Below are 22,519 nucleotides of genomic sequence, written 5' to 3'. Positions count from 1 at the left end.
ATCGCTTTTCCTGGCGATGTTTTCTATGGAAAAGCATCCCCAAGCACAATCTGTTGCCCTATTGAGAGGAGACACCCATGGTTCAGAACATTGACGATAACCAAATTAGTAACCATTCCAGTAATCGAACCTTTGAAGATGTCTTGCGGGTCGGAATGTCGCGGCGTCACCTGTTGGCACGCAGTGCCGCCCTATCCGCAACCGGATTTCTGGCTTCAATGGTCAGCCATAACGGCAATGGTTGGGGAACGTTAACGGCAATGGCTCAAGCTAAGCCTGCGACCCGACCCACGATTAACTTCCAGCCCGTTCTGGCCAAAGATGGATCGGGCCCCGTGCCCAATATTTCTGCGGACTATCAATATGATGTCCTGATTCCCTGGGGGACACCGCTCAAAGATGGGGTGCCCGAGTATGACGGCAACCCGGTAACTCGCCCCACCGCTGCCCAGCAAGCCCAGCAAATTGGGATTGGCCATGATGGGATGTGGTTGTTTCCCCTGGGCAATGGCAATACTAGCGGCGTGCTGGCCATTAACCATGAATTTGGTGGCAACACCCATATCCTGGGCAAAGCGAACCCCGCCAGTTTGGAAGATGTGCGCCTTTCCCAACATGCCCATGGGGTTTCCGTTGTGGAACTCAAAAAGCAGAATGGGAAATGGGATGTTGTACGCAACAGTAAGAAAAATCGCCGTATTCATGTCAATACGCCGGTTAAGTTCACTGGCCCTGTGGCAAACAGTGACTTACTCAAAACCCCCGCTGGCAATGCACCCCTTGGAACGCTGAATAACTGCGCCAATGGTAAAACGCCCTGGGGGACGTACCTGACCTGTGAAGAAAACTTCAACGGGTACTTTGGCGATAAGGCCGGAACTTGGACGGCTACGCCGGAGCAAGCCCGCTATGGTTTTAGCAAAGCTGGCTTTGGTTACGGGTGGGAGAAATTCGACGATCGCTTTGATCTGTCGAACCCACGTTACAAAAACGAAGAAAACACCTATGGTTGGGTTGTGGAAATCGATCCGATGGATGCGTCCCAGACCCCGGTGAAGCGCACAGCCCTCGGTCGCTTTAAGCACGAAAATGCTGAATTGGTCGTTGGTCGGGGTGGACGCGCGGTTGTCTACATGGGCGATGACGAGCGGTTTGACTATATCTACAAGTTTGTGTCGGAAGCCAACTGGCGATCGATGCAGGCGCGGGGAATCAGCCCATTGGATCGCGGCAAGTTGTATGTGGCCAAATTCAATGATGATTTCACGGGCGAATGGTTGGAACTGTCGATTAACAATCCCAAACTGAAGGCACGGTTTAAAACCCAAGCTGAAGTGTTAACCTATGCCCGGATTGCGGGGGATTTGCTCGGGGCTACCAAAATGGATCGGCCTGAGTGGATCTCGACGGCTCCCAATGGCGATGTCTACTGCACATTGACGAACAATAGCCGCCGCACCGCTGCCCAAGTGGATAAGGCCAATCCCCTAGGGCCAAACCCCGATGGTCACATCATCAAATGGCGCGATGCAGATAACCATGTGGGGCTGACCTTCAAATGGGATATTTACGTGCTGTCCCAGGATACCCATGGAACCACGGACGAACGCACCTTCAGCAGTCCCGATGGGCTGTGGGCGGATCCCGATGGCCGGTTGTTCATTCAAACCGACGGTGGACAGAAAAAGGGCTTGAACGATCAGATGTTGGTGGCGGATCCCAACAACAATCAGATTATTCGTCGCCTGTTTACTGGGGTGACTGACTGTGAGGTGACTGGACTGGCTGTGACACCCGATCGCCGCACGATGTTTGTGAACCTTCAACATCCCGGTGATGGCGACCCCACAAAAACCAATTTCCCAGCCGCCCAGGGAAGCGGTAAAGTGCCTCGGGATGCCACGATCGTGATTACCCGCAAGGATGGCGGCATCATTGGTTCTTAATAAGGTTTGACATGCATTGGGGCTTCGTCAGAAGCCCCTTTTTGTATTGCCAGTTGGGTTAATCAGTCGGTTCTTCCGTCGGATGATTCAGCCTGGTTATTTAGTCGCGAGAAATCGATCATGAATGTTGCGAAAACACAGGAATTCGGGATTCAGTATACGGGGTTCTGGGATGGGAACGCTGTTGTTAAAGGTATTGTCTCTACGACTGATGCAGCGGTTGCCGATGGTGTGATCAGCCTGGATGAAATGACGACCTGGAAATTCACTTGGACGGGGAATTCTCAGGTGGCTGGATTTACGATCGCGGCTAACAACGGCACCGCAGCGGCCTTGACTCCACCGGGGGGCTTTCTGGTTCGTCGCAGCAATACCCCTTTGGATGCCCAATTCCAGGATGCCGATGGCGTCGATCAAGGGATCTATCAATCGGCGGCCAGCGATCAACTGATTGACCTGGGGGCCTTGTTAATTGAAGATTTTGCTGCTGGCACTACCGCAACGGGGAACGCCACCAAGGGCAGGATTTCGGTTAGCCCGATCGTGGAGTTTGCCGTGAGCTACAAAGGCTTTTGGGCGAACGATGGCGGTGGGGCCATTCAGGGCATTCTCTCGGCCAGTGAAGCGGATGCTGCCGATGGTGTGATTTCGCTGGATGAAATTGTGTCCTGGCGATGGAACTGGAAGGGCAATGATGTCGTGGCACCATTTACCCTGACCTCCCAGGATGGCATCGTCAACACCTTAATGCCGCCGGGGGGATTCAAGCTGGGTGGAGGCAATACCCCCGTCAATCTGAACTTGATCGATGTCGATGGTTTGGATCAAGGGCTGTTTGAATCAGCGGCGGGCGATCGCGTCCTTGATCTGGGAGCCTTAATTGTCGAAAATTTCACAACGGGAACAACGACGATCGGCGATGCTAGCGCCAACGGCACGATCGATGTCAGTCGCGTCCTGACCTTCAGTACAGAATTCAGCGGCTACTGGAAACAGGACGGCGGTGGCGCAATCAAAGGCCAATTCTCCGCCAGTGAAGCTGATGCTGCCGATGGCGTCATCACGATCGATGAACTGATTAACTGGAATTGGCAGTGGACAGGCAACCGTCAAGTAGGTTCCTTTTCCGTCAGTTCTGAAGCAGGTAACGCGATCGCCCTGCTGCCAGCCAATGGCTTCCGCGTCAGTGGAAATCAGGTCTTACCCGTTGATTTCAATGATGCGAATAAGCTCGATCTGGGGTTATACGAATCGAGCGATGGCAACCGGCTAATCGACATCGGCGCACTGCTGATTGAAAACCTGGGCACGGGCAAACTGTCCCAGGGCATCGTGCCGCCTCCGGTCAAACCCGCAGAACTGGTTGGCTTTGCGGCCCTACCAGCCGATACCTTTGCCGCTGGCCCCAACGCAGGCGCAGGCATTACGGGCAATGGACGCACCGGCCCCTTTGCGGGACAGCCTGTACAAGGGTTCAGTGGCGTGCAGTTTGCGCCGGGGGGCAAGGGCGATAACTACTGGTTCCTCTCGGATAACGGATTTGGGGCAAAGAACAATAGCGCCGATTATCTACTGCGGTTGTACCAAGTTGATCCGAGCTTTGCTGGCAGCGAGCAGGGCGATCGCAGTGTGGCCATTCAGGGCTTTGTGCAACTACGCGACCCCGATCGCCGCATTCCCTTTGCGATTCAAAACGAAAATACCACCGATCGCCATCTGACCGGGGCAGACTTCGATGTCGAGTCCTTTGTGATTGATGCCAAAGGCGACATTTGGATTGGCGAAGAGTTTGGGCCATATTTGCTCCACTTTGACGCAACGGGCAAACTGCTGGAAGCCCCGATCGCCACGCCGAACATCACCAGCTTTAAGACCTTGAGCGGCGATGCGCCGATCGTGATCGGTCACCGGGGAGCCAGCGGCAGCCGTCCGGAGCATACCCTGGAAGCCTATAAACTGGCGATCGAACAAGGTGCCAACTTTATCGAACCCGACTTGGTGGTCACAAAAGATGGCGTCTTGGTAGCTCGCCATGAAAACGAAATTTCCGGTACCAGCGATGTGGCGAGTCGTCCGGAATTTGCCGATCGCAAAACCACCAAAACGATCGATGGTGATACCTACACGGGTTGGTTTGTCGAAGACTTTACGCTGGCGGAACTCAAGACCCTGCGCGCTAAAGAACGGATTCCTGCGACCCGTCCCGGCAACACCGCCTTTGACGGGCAATTTGAAATTCCGACCCTGAAGGAAATCATTGACTTGGTTAAACAAGTGGAGGCGCAGACGGGCAAAAAAATCGGCATTTACCCCGAAACGAAGCACCCCACGTTCCTTGCCAAGGAAGGGAAATTCCTGGATGGCACGCTGATCAATCTCGACACCAGTCAGTTGCTGGTGGATACGTTGATTGCCGAGGGATTTACCGACCCCAGTCGGATTTTTATTCAATCCTTTGAGTTCCAGAATCTGATCGAAATTCAGCAGCGGCTGAATCAGGAAGGTTTGGGCAACATTCCGCTCGTGCAACTCTACGGAGATACGACCCGCGCCGCCGATCCCCAGGATTCCTTCTCCTTCCCCTACGACATTCGCTATAACGTCAGCCAAGGCAAGGATCTGAAAGCGATCTACGGTCAGGCATTTCTGGATGCCGCTGAAAAACCGTTGTCCGCCAATACGGTTTATGCCGATCTCGATAGTCCGGCGATGTTGCAAGTCATGCGGGAGCTGTATGCCGAAGGGGCTGGACCTTGGAAGAATAATATTCTGTTGCGTGAACCCCTCACGGCGAAGGTGGATGGCAATGGGGATGGGAAGGCCGAAATTGGGTCGCAGCTCACGGGCGAAATCACTTCGTTTATCGACGATGCCCATGCCGCCGGATTGCAGGTACATCCCTACACCCTGCGCAACGAAGAAAACTTCCTCACGCTCAACCCGGATGGCACGCCCCAAACGCCGGAGCAGGAGTTGGTGCAGTTAACCCAAATTGGTGCGGATGGCTTCTTTACAGATTTTCCGGGGACGGGAGCCAAGGTTATCAAACAAGTGGCGGCGGATTTTGTTTACTCACCGGATCATCCCAGGGTGTTGGCAGGGGATTTGGCGGCAAATCTGGGTCGATCGCGCGGTTATGAGGGCATGGCGTTCAGTCTCGATCGCAAAACGCTCTACCCACTGTTGGAAGGAACGGTGCTGGGCGATCCGGAGGGTTCCCTACGGATTTATCAATTTGACACCACGAGCAGTTCGTTCCAAGGCTTGGCGGGACTGTATCAGATGGAATCGCCCAGCCATGCGATCGGGGATTTCACGCCGATTAATGCCACCGAATTTCTGGTGATTGAGCGGGATAACAATCAAGGGGCTGCCGCTGCCTTCAAGAAAATCTTCAAGATTGATCTGTCCAAAACCGATGCCAATGGCTTCGTCCAAAAAACGGAAGTCGTTGATTTACTGAACATTGCGGATCCCCAGGATTTGAATGGGGATGGCAGTCTGAAGTTTAGTTTTCCGTTTGTGACGATCGAAAATATTTTGGTGTTGGATAAGGACACGATTCTGGTGGCCAATGATAACAACTATCCCTTCTCGATCGGGCGGGATTTTTCGGGCAAGGCGATCGACAACAACGAAATCATCCAAATTAAGCTAGGTGAGTCGCTGAACCTCGATGCCAGCCTCGGTAAAGCGGCACTCCAGCAACCGACACCGGAGCCAGATAGTACAGTGAAGCCTCAAGTGATCTATGGGCGTGACTTTGCTGAAACCCTGAAAGGCGGTTTGGGCAATGACACCATCTACGGCAACGGGGGCATGGATACCCTGATCGGTGAAGCGGGGGATGACTATCTCTATGGCTCTGATGCGGCTGAGACAATTTTTGGAGGTCGTGGAAATGATGTCATCTATGCCAATGGTGGAATGGATTACATCGATAGCGGCAGCGGTAATGACCAAGTTTGGTTGGGTGGAACGAGTCATGCAACGGTAAAACTCAATTCCGGTGAAGGGTTTGTGACGATCGTGAACTATCAAGCAGGGGCGACTCGTTTGCAAGTCAATAGTTTGAACGGGTTGACTTTTGCGGATAGTCGGGATGGCTTGCAGATTAGTCAGGGAAGTGATTTGCTGGCGGTGATTGCTTACCAAACCCAAAGTAGCTTTAATCGCAATAGCTTATTTGCAGGTTAAGCGGTCAGTAGATTAAGTGGGTCAGTGGGTTAAGCGAGTCAGTGGGTTAAGCGAGTCAGTGGCTGGCTGAGCCTAGACGCAACCGCTTTCCCAGTGGTATAACGCCTCATCTTAGCGGCATTGCACGATCGAGATCGGAGATCCTTGGGTTATCAGGGTTGCCCCAATCGATTTAGTGCAATGCTTTTTTAGCATAAAATGGCTCTGTCGTAATCATGTAGAGAGTCCACTCTATGATTAAGCTTGGTTTATTCCTCACCCTTTATCTGGTCTGTAGTTTTCTTCTCTTTCTCAGCTCTTCCTTTACGGTTGCTTCTGGAATCTTTTATTTGTTTCTGTTGTTGCCCTTTTATGGAATCCTCTGGCTCGGCTGTTGGATTTTTATTTGGAAGCATCGATCGAACACTGCAAAACTCAAAGCCTGGATGTGGGGCCTCGTTCTGGCGTTGCAACTGCTCACAATCTTATCCTCGCCTGGTAATTGCTACGGCTTTAAACAAGGCGATCGCTGTTATTCTAATCTACAAATTTTTGTGGAAAATCTCCCTAGAACGGCTCCCAATACCGTTCCTCACTGGAAGCTGGTTGAAGATGCGTTTCCTGGATTACTAGCAGCCTATGGCATAGCGTTGCTGCTAGCAATCTTGAAAACGAAGGTCGAAACACAATCACCTGACTTAGGTCAAGAATCTGATTGAATACCTAGATTGTGTTTACTAGATGATTTGCTAATTTGAAATTTTCACTGAATTTTATGTTGTAGTAGTTCCATTTAGATGATTGAGTTTGTTGAAGTAAAATTTTCATCTAGTGTTGTTACATAAAAGCTACCGATCGATTCTTGGAATATCAATCAGTAGCTTTTACTTTAACTAATTATTGGTGAATTCAAATAATTGATCAGGTGGAACCATCAGCGTGTGATGAATGGTTCGCGCGACTTTAATGTTCTGGGCAGGTGATGATGCAACCTTGAGGCCAAACGGAGATTAGATCTTCGCGTACCCAGCCCTTGGAGCCATTGGGATAGGTGATGTGATACCAACGATAGCCCGCATCTCGGGACGATCGACCAACGGTGACCAAGTCTCCTACGACCCCTGTATGGACAACATTTCCCTTGAGGCTGGGGGCCGATCGAATGTTAATGACATCATTGGATGATCCGGCTAAGGTGCCATAGGTTTGATTGCTGGATTTAAAGCGGACTAATGAACCAGATACCCAACCTTCAGCCCTCGATCGACCCGTTGATTGCACATAATACCAATACAAGCCACTATCACTGTCATTGGTAGTTGTAACTTTTAGAACTTCTACGGGTGCGCCATGGGCTAGGCTACCGAGTTCTCTCATTTTAAGCGAAGGCCCCGATCGAACCATTGCTCCCCAGCCCTCGCTATCGATCGTGGCGGGACGGGTCATTCCGGGTAATGCATTTACCATCACCAAACCCAGACTTAGTACGCCAATTACACTTCGTTTCAGCAAACTCATCATTGTCTCCGGGAAATCATCAAAATTTTTGCAAGTTGGTTTAGCGTCGTGTCACCCTGGCTTAGTTCTTAATACTGCCATTCTCTAGAACTTCCTGAAAATCACCAAATTTGAGGATTTAAATCCAGGACTCAGCAAAAATAGTTCACTCCTCACCCACCCCCACTAATGTATCCACTAAAGATTGACTTATGCAAATATTGACTGATGCGAGTTCCAAGTTTTTACCAGTAGCACTTCTCAACGAGTCAGCAAGGTGCCTTCCAAAACAAGCTTAAAAAATAGCTACAAGAAATTCCCGTCCAATCGACCCATTGGATAATGTTCCCTATCCACTTATGCATTGAATGGGCACTTTCGCAATGCAGAAATTCAGTCTATGCATTGGTAGTCTGACTCTACTTGTAGGGTGTTCAGGTCAATTCAGTAGCGAGCATGAACCCCTCTATACAGCAGCATTACCCCTGACTCAAATGCAAGCCCCCATTCTATCGAGTCCAGCCGCTGCATATATTCGCCCTGATTCAGTCTGCCCTTTATATATCAGTCCCAGTCAAACGCCTTTAAAATTAACTGGCTTGATTTCTCCCAACCTAGCCTTTAGCCCGGATAGTCAAGTATTAGCAGCCACGGATGAGAGCGGTAATCATGGCTTGAAACTTTTGAATCTTAAGACCGGAGATCCGCAACAAGTTGTCCCCACAGGTTGGCTAGGCTCGATCTCATTCAGTCCCGATAGCCAACGAATTGCCACAGGTTCCCGAGGCCCCATGGTCGCCCTAGTCGATCGTCAGACTCCCCAGTCGGTCACAAGATTTGAGGGGCACAAACGCGCAGTTGGTAATGTTGCCTTCAGTCCAGATGGGCAATACATTGCCAGTTCATCCAGGGATAACACAGTCCGGGTTTGGAATTTGCAAGGCAAGTCCATAGCAATGCTGCAAGGCTTTCCTGAGATTCCCCATGTAGATCTCTCAGGTGTGAACGCGATCGGGATTGTCACTTGGAGTAGTTCTCAGAATGTTTTAGTAACCATAGCTGCTAGCCAAAGATTGGAGCGTCGTTTAGATCTCTTACAAATTCCGAATGCAAACTCCAATGTAAAACCGATCACGATTGATCTGCCATCTGAAGCGGCTGATAGATCTGTTCCACCGTTCACAGTGAGTTCTGATGGCAAACACATTGCAATTCTCTCAAAGAATGGTATGGAGCTATGGAACTTGCAAGGACAATTAATTGCCCGGTGGCCTATCCATCCTGGGGCAGTCATTGATTTGGATTTCAGCCCAGATGGGCAAAAAATAGTCACTACTACTGAAGATAAAGCAGTGAAAATATGGAGTTTGCAGGGACAACTGCTTTCTACCTTTACAGGGTATAAAAAACAGGTTAAGCACGTTAAGTTTAGTCCCGACGGAAAGTGTTTACTGACCATGGGAGAAGAGGATAGAACAATCCGAGGTTGGGATCTTTCTACTCAAGAAGAATTATTTAGATTACCGACCGATGGATTTGAAATTACTCTCAGCCCCAACGGTCGATATTTAGCAACAACAGAGGATGACGTAGTCGAAAATTCAACCACTATCTTAGTCTGGCAACTCCAAGCACAAGCACAATAGAAGAACTCACAAGTTCCCTAGAACTGCTATAGATCGTTTAGCTAGCGACCAATTCCAACTTTTGCGCGAAGATTTTCTCGATCACCTCTTCCACAACCTTATCCGGTGTCGAAGCCCCCGAAGTAATCCCCACAACAATTTCACCCTCCGGCAACCAGTTCTCCTGCACCATCAACTCCTGCCCCAACGGCTTGTGCTCCAAACGATTGTTGGACAAAATTCGATCGGCACTATCAATGTGATAGGACGGAATTTCCCGCTCCACCGCAATTTCCTGCAAATGCGTGGTATTCGACGAGTTATATCCCCCAATCACCACCATGAGATCCAGCTTGTCCTCCACCAGATCAAACATGGCATCCTGACGTTCCTGGGTCGCATCGCAGATCGTATTAAAACTCTGGAAATGCTCATTCAGCTTGTCTGGCCCGTACTTCTGCATCATTGTCCGTTCCAGCAACTTACCGATCGCCTCCGTCTCACCCTTCAGCATCGTCGTTTGGTTGGCAATCCCCACCCGTTGCAAATCCCGATCGGGGTCGAATCCCGCCGACATCGCCTTGCTGAACTTGGCCATAAACTCAGCCTTGTCGCCGCCATGCAGAATGTAATTCGTCACATATTCCGCCTGGGCCATATTCAGCACAATTAGATAGGTACCCGCAAAGGAACTTGTGGCAACGGTTTCCTCATGGTTGTACTTGCCGTGAATAATCGAAGTGTATTGCACCTTCTTGTGCTTCTCCACCGTGTTCCACACCTTCGACACCCAAGGACAGGTCGTATCCACGATCGTACAGCCGCGATCGTTGAGCAACTGCATTTCCTGCACGCTCGCTCCAAAGGCAGGCAAAATCACCACATCCCCCGCCTGCACCCCAGAGAAGTCCTTTTGGCCATTCTCCACCGAGATAAATTCCACATTCATGTCTCGCAGCCGCTGGTTCACCGAAGGATTGTGAATAATCTCATTCGTGATCCAAATCCGCTCCGTCGGGAAATGCGTCCGGGTTTCGTAGGCCATTGCTACCGCACGCTCCACCCCCCAGCAAAAGCCAAACGCTTCGGCTAAACGAATTGTCACATTGCCGCGCTTGAGGATGTAATTCTTCTCGCGAATTTCTTGAATCAGCGGACTTTGGTACTCCGACTCCATGGTACTGGCCACTTCCTCCCCATGGCCAAACCCCTTGCGGTGATAGTTATCAGAATTGTTCAGCGATCGTTTAAAAGCTTTTGTATCCATCCCTCTTCACCCCGGAGAAACGTTTCCCCACTGCGGTTTTCATGCTTTCCCATGATAAAGGAGGTCTGGGGCATTCTCCTAGCCTTCTGCGGCCCCAGACCATGGCTTTTCCTGAAATCCCAGCGCCGATCGAGTCTATTACTGTCTCTATTACTGTCCCGCAGTGCCCGGACTGGATTGGCTTTCCGGCGGTTCGGGCGCGGCAGCTTCAGGCGTGCTGGGCTCGGTGCTGGCCTCGGTTGTCGTGGCTTTGTTGGCGTCAGGGCCAGCGTCAGAATTGGTTTCAGAATTCGCGTCCCCATTGGCTTCCGCAGGCGTCTCACTAGAAGCCGCCCCCGCTTCCTGGGCCGCAGGAGCAATAGGCGGTTGAGCCAGTTTCGTTTGGCTAAACACCGTTAATGCCGTCCGCCAGACGTTGTAGCCTTCCCGATTCAAATGCAGGCCATCGGTGCTGAGGTCTTGGCGCAGCAGGCCATCGCTATCGGCAAACAGGGGATATAGGTTCAGGAAAAAGACCTGTTCCTCCTGGGCGATCGCGGCAATCTGTTGGTTCAGCTTAAAAATTTGCTCGTTGGAGACTTTCAGCACAGCCTCTCGATCGGTCACGGTGGCCCGCTCTCCGCCATGGGGCAGCAGGGCTTGCAGCACGATTTCCGTACTGGGATGTTTCTCCTTGAGGGTTTGCACCGTTTGGCGCAGATTCGCCACCACCTGATCAGCGGGAACGCCCTTAATCAGATCATTGACGCCCACCATCAGAAAAATTGTCTGGGGCTTCGTTTCATCCAAGAAGTTCAAGCGCTTCAGCAAGCCAGCGGAATTCTCCCCGGAAATCCCCTGGTTTAGCCAGGTCCGATCGCTGGGTAACAACTCCGTGGGAAACCAGAGGCTGAGGGAATCCCCCAGTAACACCGTCAAGCGATCGGGTGTTTTTTTGGCGATGGCACTGGCTTCCTTCTGCAAAATTTCTAGCCATTGCTCGTAACTCAATTGTTGACGATTTCCGGCCTCCGCTGGATCGGGTGCAGCGGTAGCATTGGGATCGGGGCTGGAGATCGGGGCTGCATTGGGCTGGGGAATCGGTAACAAGGTCAACAATTGCGGCTTCCACACCACAAGCGACACTGCCAGCAGCACCAAACCATTGATGGCGATCGAGAAAGCCGCCCACAGGGGAACACCTTTGCGGGGTGGGACGGGCTGCCGCTGATCTGGAGCGGGTTGCGTTTGAGGGGACTGAGTGGGCGCGGGCTGGATCATGATCTTGAAGTCAGAAGGTTGAACGGCCACTAATGTACCAGAGCCTCGCTGATTTCGATCGCGGTTTCTGACCGATCCCCCTGAAAAAAAGTCACGGCGGTGTTGCCATAGGTTTTTTCTCGGCAGCACACAAGACCTGGAATCGGGACAAGCAAGCTCCCAGGCCGATGTTCAGCGGCAATTTCCCCCTGGGGGGCCAAAAGTCCATAGGCCACGATCGCCCTTAACACAGGTTCATATAAGTTGCTATCATAGGGTGGATCAAAATAAATGCGATCGAACTGTTGTCCCGCCAAGCTAGGTAAGCGTTTCACCACATCTCCCCGCAGAATTTGGAAACGCTGCTCTGGCTGGGCTACCCGTTGCCAGTTTTCCTGGGCGATCGCGCAGGCTTTGGGAAACTGCTCAATGCCCACCACTCGTGCTGCCCCCCGACACAGCGCTTCGGCTCCCATGGCTCCACTGCCCACACAGAGATCCAACCAGCGACAGCCAGCAATCGTGCCCTGCCAGATATTAAACACCGCTTCCCGCACTTTGCCCGTCGTGGGACGAGTGTCCAATCCCGGCAAAGTTTTCAGCAGCCGGTTGCCATAAATTCGTAGGCTCATGCAATCTGTTCCAACCCTAGACCGCAACGGCCTGTCTCGCATTCACCCATTGGACAAAATTGGCCAGGAGATGCATTCCCGCATCGGAGGATTTTTCGGGGTGGAACTGCACCGCCATCAGGTTGCCCGTGGCGATCGCGGCGGTCACCGTTTGCGTGCCGTGGGTGATGGTGGCCGATCGCACCTGTGGGTTAACTGGATCCACATAATAGGAATGGACAAAGTACATCCACGACTGTTCGGGAATGCCCTGCCACAGGGGGCAATCCGGTTGGTTCAGGGTCAACCGATTCCAGCCCATGTGGGGAATGGTGATACCGGGTTCTGGCCGAAAGCGCCGCACGGTACCGGGCACGATGCCTAAACCGGGTTCCTGGCCCTCTTCGCTGGCGTCAAATAAAACTTGCAATCCCATGCAAATGCCTAGGAATGGCTTACCTGCCGCGATCGCCCGCTTAATCGGTGCTTCTAAACCCCGCGATCGAATGCCCTGCACCGTCGGATCCCAAGACCCCACCCCCGGCAGGACGATCGCATCGGCTTTTTCGAGGTCAGCCACGGCATCCGTCACCTGGGGAGAGGCCCCCGCCGCTTCCAATCCTTTGCAGGCAGAGTGGAGATTTCCTGCGTCGTAGTCGATTACGGCAATGGTGGCCATCTTTGCTTCCCCTTCAGCACGCTTGAGCCTACCCATTTTAAGCGGTTTTTTAAGTTGTTTTAAGCGATGCGTGGGGCTTTTCAGTGTGAAAGTTTGTATCCGTGTGAAAGTTTGTAGTGGCAGTCCGTAATGCCTGCAAGAATGCCTGAAAGTCTCAACGTCCGTTGGATGCGAGCGATTCCTAGCTAATCTCGCTATCCCCAACTGAATCTCGTTATCCCAGTAACGTCTCTCGTTATCCCAGAATGTTACTGACCCAACTTACCAAGGTAGCACCTGCCATCGGAGAATGTACGAGCTTTTGCAGCAGGTTAAATCAAGAATTGTCACAGGATGCAACACACTTTTAAAACTGATCGTTTTGATCCGAGGAAGATGTTAGGTTAAATACATAACCTGATTCAGCGATGCATCTTGAAAACTATCTCGCACTATAAATCCATTGTGCATAAGAGACTCGCCCAATGAACTCACCCTAGCCTCTCTCCGTGGCGGAGAAAGCTCTAGTGGTGGGTTTTTTAGTCAAGGTGCTAGCATCGGGTTACTTCTATAGAATTCGCAGGTTAAATGACTGGTTCAGAAAGTAACTCTCCATGTTGTCTAACAATTTCACTTAAATTAGGTCACGATCGAGAAACATTTTCGTTATACTTTCTAACATCACGGTCATAGACCTAATGGGAACGCTATAGATGCCATTTGTGTATTGCGTGTGTATTGCTTACACAAATTTATTTGAATGCTCAACTAACCCATCCTTTCAGGGGAGGAAGCTTTATGAAGCTTGTTATCCAGGGCAAAAATATCGATATTACGGATGCGATTCGTGAGTATGTCCATCAGAAGATTGAAAAGGCAGCGGCACATTTTGACCATCTGTTAACCGAAGTAGATGTCGATCTATCAGTCGAACGGAATCCCCGGATAACTCCCAGACAAACTGCGGAGGTTACGATTTTTGTGAATGGGTCCAATGTGGTGCGGGCGCAGGAGAGTTCCGAAAACCTCTACGCTAGCATTGATATGGTGGCGGATAAGCTGTCTCGACAACTCCGCAAGTACAAAGAGAAACGGCGAGACCGCAACCGAGAACCCGTCAAAACCTCAGTGGCTCTGGCAGAGCAGCCCGTTGTGACCGATCTGAAGCTCGATCGGGCTCCTGCGTTACCGTCTGATGTGGTGCGGGTGAAATACTTTGCCATGCCTCCCATGACGATGGAAGATGCATTGGAACAGTTGGAAAACATTGATCATGATTTCTACATGTTCTGTAACGTAGAAACGAGTGAAATCAATGTGATTTATAAACGTAATCACGGTGGCTATGGTGTAATTCAGCCTCGTAAGAATAATGGGCATACTCACCATTTATCCAATGGTCATGAAAAGAATGGTCATACTGCGGTGGATGAGATGCGCCATGTTGTTGCAGCGATGGATGGTTAGTATTGGATGATGGGTTGTTGATACCAGTTGTTAGTGGCTAGTTGTTGGTTGAAAAAGCAGCACGATCGCTCGATCGTGCTGCTTACTTGTGTTTAGCTGGTATTGAGCTGGTTAACAATGTTGAGCTGGTGAAGAATGGTTAGTGGGTGAATTAGCGATGGTGTTGTAATGTGAGGTGTAATTCGAAGTTGTGCGTTCCTGTTTACCAATGACCGTTGCATTGTGATAGCCGTGATCACTCATGCGAGTGACGTTCAATTAAATTACGGAGTAAGTCTGCGACTTGGATTGCGCTGTCCGGCACAGCTAGCGATGCCGCTTGGGCCGACATTTTTTGTAGCTGCTCTGGTGCAGCGAGCAATTCCAGCACGATCGACTGTAGCGTTTCCGGAAGTAGTTTTTCCTGACGAAACATTTCCGCCGCTCCCGCTTCCACAAATACGCGTGCATTAAAGGCTTGGTGATCCTCTGCTGCAGAGGGATAGGGAATCAGAATCGACGGAGTGTGCGCGATCGCGAGTTCCGTTAGCGTTCCAGCCCCCGCGCGGCTAATAGCTAAGTTGGCGCGGCGGAACAAGGCCGCCATGTTGTGATAGAACGATCGGGCAATGTATTGCGGATGGTGTAAACTCTCGGCTTCTGGGTCGGACTCTCCGGTCAAATGCACAACCCAAATTCCCTGCTCAAACCAAGCGGGGCTGCATTGCCGTACTAACCGATTCACCGCCACTGCTCCCTGACTGCCCCCAACAACGACCACTAACGGGACGCCTTCAGGAATGCCTAAATCGTCTAAATTGTCGGAGGTTCCGGGTTCCGCAAGAAATTGCGCCCGCACAGGCGTTCCGGTGTAAACGGTTTTGGCTTTGAGGTACTGGGCCGCCGCTTGGAAGCCGATCGCCACAGCGGTACAGCGCGGCGCAAAGAACCGAGTCACCTTCCCCGGCAGCGCATTGGATTCATGCAATACGACGGGGAGTCCCAGCGATCGGGCCGCCAAAATAGCAGGCGCGGAAATGTAGCCCCCGGTGGTGAAAACACCGTCGAATTTGCCCTGCTTCAGAATTTTTCGGACTGACCCAATGGCCCGAATCAGTTTGAACAGGGTTTTCAGCGTCCTTAGTCCCGGTTTGCCTTGGAAGCCCGCCACCCGAACGGTATGCAACCGATAGCGATCGCCCACCAGTTGCACTTCCAAGCGATCGGGCACCCCCAGCCATTCAATGTGATAGTCCGGAAGTTGTTCCGCGATCGCGACGGCGGGGAACACATGTCCTCCGGTTCCACTGGCTGCTACTAAGAGCCGACGGGACGATTGAGACACCACAGTTAGTTTCAGTCTTGAGATGAACAGGGTGATTGTATCAGTTCTCCACTCAAGCGTTCCAGGATTTTCAGGGCAGTGAGGGAACCCCGGATCAGCCGCACTGCTGCGATCGGTCGGCGGAGCATGGCTAGGGCTAGGGTGATCGGGCGCAGTTGGCCATTTTCATCAAAGCCCTGGGAGAGGTCGGGTAAATCGTGGTGGGCATCGTCACTGATCACCCGCACGATCGCTACGGGAATGTTGTGCTGGCTGAAAAATTCCAAAATTGCCGTATTTTCCATATCCACCACGTCGGCCTGAAGCTGTTGGGCAAGCTGTTGTTTTTCCTGGGCGAGGTGAATCACGCGATCGCAGGTGATGCCTGTGCTGGCGGGCAGGGCGAGTGGGTTAACGATGGCTGAAGCAATGCCGATTTGAGTTAGATTGGCACAATGCCAAGACTGACCTGTAGGATCCAGGCAGGACTGGTAAACTACAGCGGATCCGATCGTGTCTTGATTCCCTCGATCTCGCAGGGCTCCACATACCCCCATGACCAAAATTGCTGATGGCAAAGGAGAGGTATTGGCCGCAAATTCCTCCAACCAACGCTTCACCGGAGACAACCCGGCGGGGATTGCTAACACCTGCGGCAAGTCTGGAGAAACTGTCTGGGGCGATCGGTCTAGGGGCCCCTGGGATTGTAACCCTCGGCAAACCGCTTGATACTCCGCCCCTCGGGGCACCAAAATCGTTGGAACACTCACAGTAATGACTCAGCCACAATCTAGGTCTTCTAGAGTGTGCCATGGTTTTGCACTGCCCCAGCCCGAGAACCCAGCCCGTCTCCTGCCAGTCGTCTCAACGGGTACTCATACAAACAATGTCCACACCGTAACGTTTGGGATCTCCAGCAAAGGTGGTCTGGTTGGCGGATTTAAACACATCACTGCGTTGGGAATCACAGGAACCCATGGGCAAAATGCGCAGGGACGTGGAGGATTTTTTGGAGGCTGGAAAAAAATCTTGGACGGCGGTTTGGGAAACCGCTAAAGTTGGCTGGTCGCCCCCGCAGAAAATATCAAACTGATCCTGCGAATCCCGGAAAAGGGTTGTTTCCCCCGCCGTGACCAAACACCAATCCTGGGGATAGCTGCGGGTCGCTAAAGTCCCGATCGAACTACGGGCTTGCACTTTGGATGCAGCAATGGGTAAAGCAGCCTGGGAAATGGTTTTGACCGATGGGCGGGCTGGGACAGGACTGGCTGCGAGGGTCTGGGTCTGGGTTTGCTGAAGTTTCGCGATCGGGGGTTGACCGGCTCTGACTGGCATCAACTTTTGGGCCTTGACCTGCGGCGATCGCTGCGATTTAGTTTGGGATTTAGTCTGTGCCTTGGTTGGTAATTTAACGTTGGCTTGTAATTTTCCTCCTTGCAATTTACCTGTAGTGGGCGCAGGTTTGGAAGCGACAGAACGGGACGATCGATGACGAAAGACCGATGTGCGGGTTTTGGCTTCTGCAAGCGAGGCGATTAGACCGCTGCCCACCAACACACCAGCCAGTCCCATTCCCAGGACTTGCCCCAGGGATTTCGGGCTGCTTTGCTGGATCAAGTTACGGCAACGATCGACTAAACAACGATCGATTAAACAATGGGGACGTAGCCATACCATAGGGGGATCTCCTGTTATACCAAGGTCATCCATCGGAACATTTCAGGAACACCTTATTAGAACCGGAAATCATCATCGGATTATGAACTCAAAACCTCAATAGACAACCTCAACAGAATTGAACTCCAACGGTGAGAGATCCAATTCTGATCAAACGCTGATCAACTATATGCACTATAAAAATCTAACTCAGAAAACCTGACTCAGAAAACTGAACTGAGACGCTAATTGTAATACCACAGACATTCTACGGGGATAGCCTCCTGTTTTTCAATCCTAGATAATGGATCAAAATGTTGGTGTAAACCAATCAAAGCATTATGAGCTAAAGATTCCAGCAATTTCTTCAGTGATTGTAAAACCTGAAAATGTAAAGAATTCCTGGCAAAACCTGTAACAATAAGTAATTGTTGCGTCAAAAATGTGCGTCCTAAACCATGAAGGTGTTTGTGACGGGGGGAACGGGCTTTGTGGGAGCCAATCTCGTGCGGTTGTTGTTGGCTCAAGGGTACCGTGTGCGGGCTTTGGTACGGCCCCATCGATCGCGGACAAATCTTGCAGGGTTAGAGCACCTGGGGGATTTGGAACAGGTGGAAGGGGATCTGACGGATCCCAATTTTGCGCATTTACTGCAAGGCTGTGAAGCCCTCTTCCATGTGGCAGCCCATTACTCCCTCTGGCAGCGCGATCGGGATGTGCTCTACCAGGCCAATGTTGTGGGCACCCGTAATATTTTGCAGGCCGCGAGACAGGCAGGGATCGCCCGCACCGTTTATACCAGTTCCGTGGCCGCGATCGGCATTGATCCCAACGCTACAACCACCAATGAAACCTATCAATCTCCCCCAAATAAGTTAATCGGTGTGTATAAACAATCGAAATACTGGGCGGAACAGGAAGCCATTCAAGCGGCACAGGCGGGGCAAGAGGTGGTGATCGTTAATCCCAGTAGTCCGATCGGGCCTTGGGATGTGAAACCAACACCCACGGGCGACATTATTCTGCGATTTTTGCAGGGCAACATGCCCGCCTATGTGGATACGGGATTGAATTTCATTCATGTGCAAGATGTTTGTTGGGGGCACCTGCGAGCCTTGGAACAGGGACGATCGGGCGATCGCTATATTCTGGGTCATCAAAATCTGTCGTTGAAAGCCTTTCTGGATGAATTGGCTGAGCTCACTGGATTACCGGCTCCGAAGTACAGCATTCCCAGTTGGATTCCCCTAGGGGTGGCGTGGCTGGATGAAAAACTGCTGGCACGCTTGGGCAAAACGCCCTCGGTGCCGATCGATGGAGTGCGCATGGCTCAACAGCGGATGTTCTATGATGCCAGCAAAGCTGTGCGAGAATTAAATTTACCCCAAACCCCGATTCGTCAAGCGATTCTAGATGCCGTTGATTGGTTTTATCAGTCTGGTTATGTTTAGTTCCAGCGAGTTCCAGCCCAATCCCTGGATTGCTGACCTACAGCATGACCTATGTGTCCACTGTGCATTGATGTTCCTGATTCACAATTTTTAAAAAACGTAACCTTTCACCATCTAACTTTCCAGCTCTAACTTTTTACGGTTGAGCTTTTATCATCCAATTCGATCCATCCCATCGATGGATGGTTACCTGATTGATTCCTGGATTCATCTGTTGTTATTAATCTTTTACCATGCCAAATCATCTCGCCCAGGCGCAAAGTCTCTATCTCCGCAAACATGCCAACAACCCGATCGATTGGTGGTACTGGTGCGATGAAGCCTTAGAAGCTGCGCGGCGGGACAATAAACCGATTTTTCTTTCGATCGGGTATTCCAGTTGTCATTGGTGTACGGTGATGGAGGGCGAAGCCTTTTCCGATCCCATCATTGCGGATTACCTCAACACCTACTTTTTGCCCATTAAAGTCGATCGGGAAGAACGACCCGATCTCGATAGCATTTATATGCAAGCGTTGCAGATGATGACGGGGCAGGGGGGCTGGCCGCTCAATATTTTTCTGACGCCCGATGAGTTAATTCCCTTCTATGGTGGCACCTACTTTCCCGTCGAACCCAAATATGGGCGGGCCGGGTTTTTGCAAGTGTTGCAATCATTACGTAAATTCTATGATCAAGATAAGGAAAAGCTAGGAGAAATCACTGAAGAAATTCTAGGTGGATTGCAAAAAATGGCCTTGCTCAACCCCGATCGCACCCTCGATCTCGCGGTTCTGCGCAAGGGATTGGCCTATAGCACTTCGATCATATCCGGTAAAAATCCTGGCCCCAGTTTCCCCATGATTCCCTACGCCGATGCCGCGCTCCGGAATACCCGCTTGAGCCTAGAAACATCGGAAAATACGGCAGAAATTGCGGTGCAACGGGGCTTGGATTTGGCCTTGGGGGGGATTTTTGATCACGTGGCTGGGGGCTTCCATCGCTACACCGTCGATCCCACTTGGACCGTGCCCCATTTTGAAAAAATGCTCTACGACAATGGCCAGATTATGGAATATTTGGCTAATTTGTGGAGCCTGGGAACGCAGTCGCCCAGTTTTGCCCGATCGATCGATCGCACAGTGCAATGGCTACAACGGGAAATGGCCGCCCCCGCAGGCTATTTCTATGCCGCCCAGGATGCGGATAGTTTTCTGACGCCAGAGGATGCGGAACCGGAGGAAGGGGCTTTTTACGTTTGGCGCTTTGATGACCTACAAGCCCACCTGAGCGCTTCGGAATTGCAGGAACTCACGACGCAATTTACCGTGACCCCAGGGGGCAATTTTGAAGGGGCAAATGTTCTGCAACGCAGCCACGCTGAGGCCCTCAGTCCAACGGTCGAAACCGCCCTAGAGAAACTGTTTGTGCTCCGGTATGGTGCGATCCCCAGCCAAGTCGAAACCTTCCCTCCGGCTCCTGACAATCAAACTGCGAAAACCCATCCTTGGCCGGGACGTATTCCCGCTGTGACCGATACCAAAATGATTGTGGCCTGGAATAGCCTCATGATTTCTGGGTTGGCTCGGGCGGCAGCGGTCTGGGGGAACGGAGGCTATTTAGAGTTGGCGGCCCAGTGCGCCCAATTTATCTGGATGCAACAACGGCAAAACTCCCGCCTCTATCGCTTGAATTACAGTGGACAAGTCAGCGTTCCCGCCCAGTCGGAGGACTATGCCTTTTTGATTAAAGCCTTGCTAGATCTGCACCAAGCAACGTTAGCGATCGCCCCTGATCAAGCGGACTCCTGGCTGACGGCGGCGATCGACGTACAAACCGAATTTGACCTCTATCTGTGGAGTGAGGAAAGCGGCGGGTACTTCAACACGGCCAAGGATGCGAGTCAGGATCTGCTGCTCCGGGAACGGAGTTATTTGGATAATGCAACCCCCTCGGCCAACGGGATCGCGATCGCCAATTTAGTCCGGTTGTCTCTGTTAACTGAACATTTAACCTATCGAGACCAGGCAGAAAAAGCCCTGATGGCCTTTAGTAGCATCCTCCAGCGATCGCCCCAGTCCTGTCCCAGTTTGTTTGCCGCCTTGGATTGGTTCCACCACGGTACTCTGATCCGCACCACCCCAGACGGTATTACGCAGTTAGCCCAGGACTACCTCCCCACGACGGTTTTGCAACTAACCGACGAACTTCCCACTGGAACGGTCGCCCTCCTGTGTCAGGGATTGGCTTGCCAGGAACCCGCGCGATCGTGGGATCATTTATGGGAGCAGATTCGGGCGATTTATTCTGTGGACTCCATCCCAGGGGATCCATAAAACCCTAGAATAAAACCAATAAAATCAATAGATTTACATAGATGACTAGATAGGGGCAACCATGACGATGACGAAAACGAAGCCAGATTGGGCGGGGGAAGATTTTTTATCACGGGCTGTCAATGTCCTCATCCAAACCAAGCCGATTTACCAATTGATGAAGCGTCAGGCGCGGCAAGTGCTCATCAACACCGCTGAAAAAAATGGGGTGGCATGGCGCAAAAATTATGCCACGTTGGCCGCCGCTGGCCTCCAGGAACGGCTGGCGGAGGTCAGTAATCCGGCGGTGACCTATCCCGACTATTACCAAGTGCCCTTCCATGCCTACGATGCGGGTAACCTCTGCTGGGATGCGGCCTTTGAGGCAGAGTCCGCCACCTACGCCATGGCCCTGCGGGTTTGGAAGAATGAGCCGCTAACTTGGCAGGTGGCCCACGATCGCCTGCGATCGACCTTCCATCAGGTGCTGGCGGACTGCGGCCCTGATACTGTGCAGGATGTGCTGGATATCGGCTGTTCCGTGGGGATCTCGACCCTGGCTCTGCATCGGTTTTACCAACAGCGGCAGACGACGCCTGTGCGAACGATCGGGCTAGATCTGTCGCCCCACATGCTAGCGGTGGCGCGGCAGCGGGATACCCATCATGAAATTGCCCAATGGCTCCACGCCCAAGCGGAACAATCTGGCCTCCCCGATGGGTCTTTCGATTTAATTACGCTGCAATTTGTGCTGCATGAACTGCCCCAGGAGGCAACCCACCAAATTTTCCAGGAAGTGTTACGGTTGCTACGGCCCGGTGGGTGTTTCGCGATCGTGGATAACAATCCCAAATCTCCCGTCATCCAAAATTTGCCGCCGGTCTTATTTACGTTGATGAAAAGTACAGAACCCTGGAGTGACGAGTATTACACCTTCGACGTAGAGGCCAATCTAGCCAAAACCGGATTTGCCAACGTGAAAACCGTTGCTAGCGATCCGCGTCACCGAACGATCGTGTCATTTAAATTACCGTAATTCAAAGGACATCGTCCTGAAAATGGTTGGTTAATTCTAGAAGAATTACTAGGAAGATTAGATGAATGATTGGACAAATTAGGAAGCTGTCGATCGTGGGTTCAGTACATTCAACACGCTAGAAAAATAAACTGCGGTCATTCCTACGAACGGTCTATTTGGCTATTTTTTGATTGCAAAAGGTTCGGATATCCGAACCTTAGTTTTTATTATTCTTATCCAAAAACTTAAGGCTGTTTGTTTTTCTTTCAATTTCAAAAATACCGTTGGTCACGGACTGGAATTATTTTTAG

Annotated in this window: 16 protein-coding genes; 8 read left to right on the top strand and 8 right to left on the bottom strand. The window is 51.4% G+C overall.

All coding sequences use genetic code 11. The annotated features are described in order from the left end of the window. Nucleotides 1-77 precede the first annotated feature (77 nt). The 3 genes from H6G21_RS06165 to H6G21_RS06155 all read left to right on the top strand — a co-directional run bounded on the left by H6G21_RS06165 (nucleotide 78) and on the right by H6G21_RS06155 (nucleotide 6,841). Entirely contained in the window at nucleotides 78-1,946 is a 1,869-nt protein-coding gene (locus H6G21_RS06165; RefSeq protein WP_190571618.1) for a PhoX family phosphatase, read from the top strand. 120 nt (nucleotides 1,947-2,066) lie between these two features. Beyond that, nucleotides 2,067-6,143 carry an esterase-like activity of phytase family protein gene (locus H6G21_RS06160; protein WP_242041678.1) on the top strand — a complete coding sequence of 1,359 codons (4,077 nt, stop codon included), beginning with the start codon at nucleotides 2,067-2,069 and terminating at the stop codon, nucleotides 6,141-6,143. Between the two features lie 233 nt (nucleotides 6,144-6,376). Further along, complete coding sequence (locus H6G21_RS06155; protein ID WP_190571616.1) at nucleotides 6,377-6,841, top strand: hypothetical protein; 465 nt, start codon at nucleotides 6,377-6,379, stop codon at nucleotides 6,839-6,841. Nucleotides 6,842-7,085: 244 nt separating this feature from the next. On the opposite strand, the gene H6G21_RS06150 is transcribed toward H6G21_RS06155, so the two are convergent. Then, nucleotides 7,086-7,589 (bottom strand): SH3 domain-containing protein, encoded by a 504-nt coding sequence (locus H6G21_RS06150; protein ID WP_190571614.1) that lies wholly within the window; start codon nucleotides 7,587-7,589, stop codon nucleotides 7,086-7,088. 524 nt (nucleotides 7,590-8,113) lie between these two features. Between H6G21_RS06150 and H6G21_RS06145 the strand changes: the two genes are divergently transcribed. Then, entirely contained in the window at nucleotides 8,114-9,265 is a 1,152-nt protein-coding gene (locus tag H6G21_RS06145; protein WP_190571612.1) for a WD40 repeat domain-containing protein, read from the top strand. 37 nt (nucleotides 9,266-9,302) lie between these two features. Here H6G21_RS06145 and H6G21_RS06140 read toward each other — a convergent pair whose 3' ends face one another. The 4 genes from H6G21_RS06140 to hisH form a co-directional block, all read right to left on the bottom strand. Then, a complete protein-coding gene (locus H6G21_RS06140) occupies nucleotides 9,303-10,511 on the bottom strand; it encodes a 4-hydroxy-3-methylbut-2-enyl diphosphate reductase (protein WP_190571610.1) in 1,209 nt (402 codons plus the stop codon). A gap of 150 nt (nucleotides 10,512-10,661) precedes the next feature. Further along, on the bottom strand, nucleotides 10,662-11,771 hold the full coding sequence (locus H6G21_RS06135) for a GDSL-type esterase/lipase family protein (protein ID WP_190571608.1): 1,110 nt from the start codon (nucleotides 11,769-11,771) through the stop codon (nucleotides 10,662-10,664). 29 nt (nucleotides 11,772-11,800) lie between these two features. Beyond that, nucleotides 11,801-12,382, bottom strand: coding sequence for a 16S rRNA (guanine(966)-N(2))-methyltransferase RsmD (gene rsmD / locus H6G21_RS06130; protein WP_242041677.1), 582 nt, complete (start codon nucleotides 12,380-12,382; stop codon nucleotides 11,801-11,803). A 16-nt stretch (nucleotides 12,383-12,398) separates the two neighbouring features. Further along, nucleotides 12,399-13,040, bottom strand: coding sequence for an imidazole glycerol phosphate synthase subunit HisH (gene hisH / locus H6G21_RS06125; RefSeq protein WP_190571604.1), 642 nt, complete (start codon nucleotides 13,038-13,040; stop codon nucleotides 12,399-12,401). A gap of 777 nt (nucleotides 13,041-13,817) precedes the next feature. On the opposite strand from hisH, the gene raiA reads away from it, so the two are divergent. Then, nucleotides 13,818-14,486, top strand: a complete 669-nt coding sequence (raiA, locus tag H6G21_RS06120) for a ribosome-associated translation inhibitor RaiA (protein WP_190571602.1) — start codon at nucleotides 13,818-13,820, stop codon at nucleotides 14,484-14,486. A gap of 235 nt (nucleotides 14,487-14,721) precedes the next feature. Here raiA and murG read toward each other — a convergent pair whose 3' ends face one another. The 3 genes from murG to H6G21_RS06105 form a co-directional block, all read right to left on the bottom strand. Further along, nucleotides 14,722-15,810: an undecaprenyldiphospho-muramoylpentapeptide beta-N-acetylglucosaminyltransferase gene (gene murG, locus H6G21_RS06115; RefSeq protein WP_190571994.1), complete on the bottom strand. Its 1,089-nt coding sequence runs from the start codon at nucleotides 15,808-15,810 to the stop codon at nucleotides 14,722-14,724. 11 nt (nucleotides 15,811-15,821) lie between these two features. After that, a complete protein-coding gene (locus tag H6G21_RS06110) occupies nucleotides 15,822-16,559 on the bottom strand; it encodes a phosphorylase (RefSeq protein WP_190571600.1) in 738 nt (245 codons plus the stop codon). 94 nt (nucleotides 16,560-16,653) lie between these two features. Next, a complete protein-coding gene (locus H6G21_RS06105; protein ID WP_190571598.1) occupies nucleotides 16,654-17,466 on the bottom strand; it encodes a hypothetical protein in 813 nt (270 codons plus the stop codon). 437 nt (nucleotides 17,467-17,903) lie between these two features. On the opposite strand from H6G21_RS06105, the gene hpnA reads away from it, so the two are divergent. The 3 genes from hpnA to H6G21_RS06090 all read left to right on the top strand — a co-directional run bounded on the left by hpnA (nucleotide 17,904) and on the right by H6G21_RS06090 (nucleotide 22,226). Further along, nucleotides 17,904-18,896 (top strand): hopanoid-associated sugar epimerase, encoded by a 993-nt coding sequence (gene hpnA, locus H6G21_RS06100; protein ID WP_190571596.1) that lies wholly within the window; start codon nucleotides 17,904-17,906, stop codon nucleotides 18,894-18,896. A gap of 233 nt (nucleotides 18,897-19,129) precedes the next feature. After that, nucleotides 19,130-21,211, top strand: a complete 2,082-nt coding sequence (locus H6G21_RS06095; RefSeq protein ID WP_190571594.1) for a thioredoxin domain-containing protein — start codon at nucleotides 19,130-19,132, stop codon at nucleotides 21,209-21,211. 61 nt (nucleotides 21,212-21,272) lie between these two features. Next, nucleotides 21,273-22,226: a class I SAM-dependent methyltransferase gene (locus tag H6G21_RS06090; protein WP_190571592.1), complete on the top strand. Its 954-nt coding sequence runs from the start codon at nucleotides 21,273-21,275 to the stop codon at nucleotides 22,224-22,226. Nucleotides 22,227-22,519: the final 293 nt, after the last annotated feature.

The organism is Alkalinema sp. FACHB-956, from assembly GCF_014697025.1.
GTDB lineage: Bacteria > Cyanobacteriota > Cyanobacteriia > Leptolyngbyales > Leptolyngbyaceae > Alkalinema.
The sequence above is the reverse complement of the archived record's forward strand: the minus strand, read 5'-3'. Positions and strand labels throughout refer to the sequence as shown.

What these genes read in the sequence shown, in the direction of transcription:
- raiA (WP_190571602.1), top strand. Translation starts at nt 13,818, where the DNA reads ATGAAGCTTGTTATCCAGGGCAAAAATATCGATATTACGGATGCGATT.
- hisH (WP_190571604.1), bottom strand. Translation starts at nt 13,040, where the DNA reads ATGGCCACCATTGCCGTAATCGACTACGACGCAGGAAATCTCCACTCT.
- H6G21_RS06160 (WP_242041678.1), top strand. Translation starts at nt 2,067, where the DNA reads ATGAATGTTGCGAAAACACAGGAATTCGGGATTCAGTATACGGGGTTC.
- H6G21_RS06150 (WP_190571614.1), bottom strand. Translation starts at nt 7,589, where the DNA reads ATGGTAAATGCATTACCCGGAATGACCCGTCCCGCCACGATCGATAGC.
- H6G21_RS06140 (WP_190571610.1), bottom strand. Translation starts at nt 10,511, where the DNA reads ATGGATACAAAAGCTTTTAAACGATCGCTGAACAATTCTGATAACTAT.
- H6G21_RS06165 (WP_190571618.1), top strand. Translation starts at nt 78, where the DNA reads ATGGTTCAGAACATTGACGATAACCAAATTAGTAACCATTCCAGTAAT.
- H6G21_RS06145 (WP_190571612.1), top strand. Translation starts at nt 8,114, where the DNA reads ATGCAAGCCCCCATTCTATCGAGTCCAGCCGCTGCATATATTCGCCCT.
- rsmD (WP_242041677.1), bottom strand. Translation starts at nt 12,382, where the DNA reads ATGAGCCTACGAATTTATGGCAACCGGCTGCTGAAAACTTTGCCGGGA.
- hpnA (WP_190571596.1), top strand. Translation starts at nt 17,904, where the DNA reads ATGAAGGTGTTTGTGACGGGGGGAACGGGCTTTGTGGGAGCCAATCTC.
- H6G21_RS06090 (WP_190571592.1), top strand. Translation starts at nt 21,273, where the DNA reads ATGACGATGACGAAAACGAAGCCAGATTGGGCGGGGGAAGATTTTTTA.
- H6G21_RS06155 (WP_190571616.1), top strand. Translation starts at nt 6,377, where the DNA reads ATGATTAAGCTTGGTTTATTCCTCACCCTTTATCTGGTCTGTAGTTTT.
- H6G21_RS06105 (WP_190571598.1), bottom strand. Translation starts at nt 17,466, where the DNA reads ATGGTATGGCTACGTCCCCATTGTTTAATCGATCGTTGTTTAGTCGAT.
- H6G21_RS06095 (WP_190571594.1), top strand. Translation starts at nt 19,130, where the DNA reads ATGCCAAATCATCTCGCCCAGGCGCAAAGTCTCTATCTCCGCAAACAT.
- H6G21_RS06135 (WP_190571608.1), bottom strand. Translation starts at nt 11,771, where the DNA reads ATGATCCAGCCCGCGCCCACTCAGTCCCCTCAAACGCAACCCGCTCCA.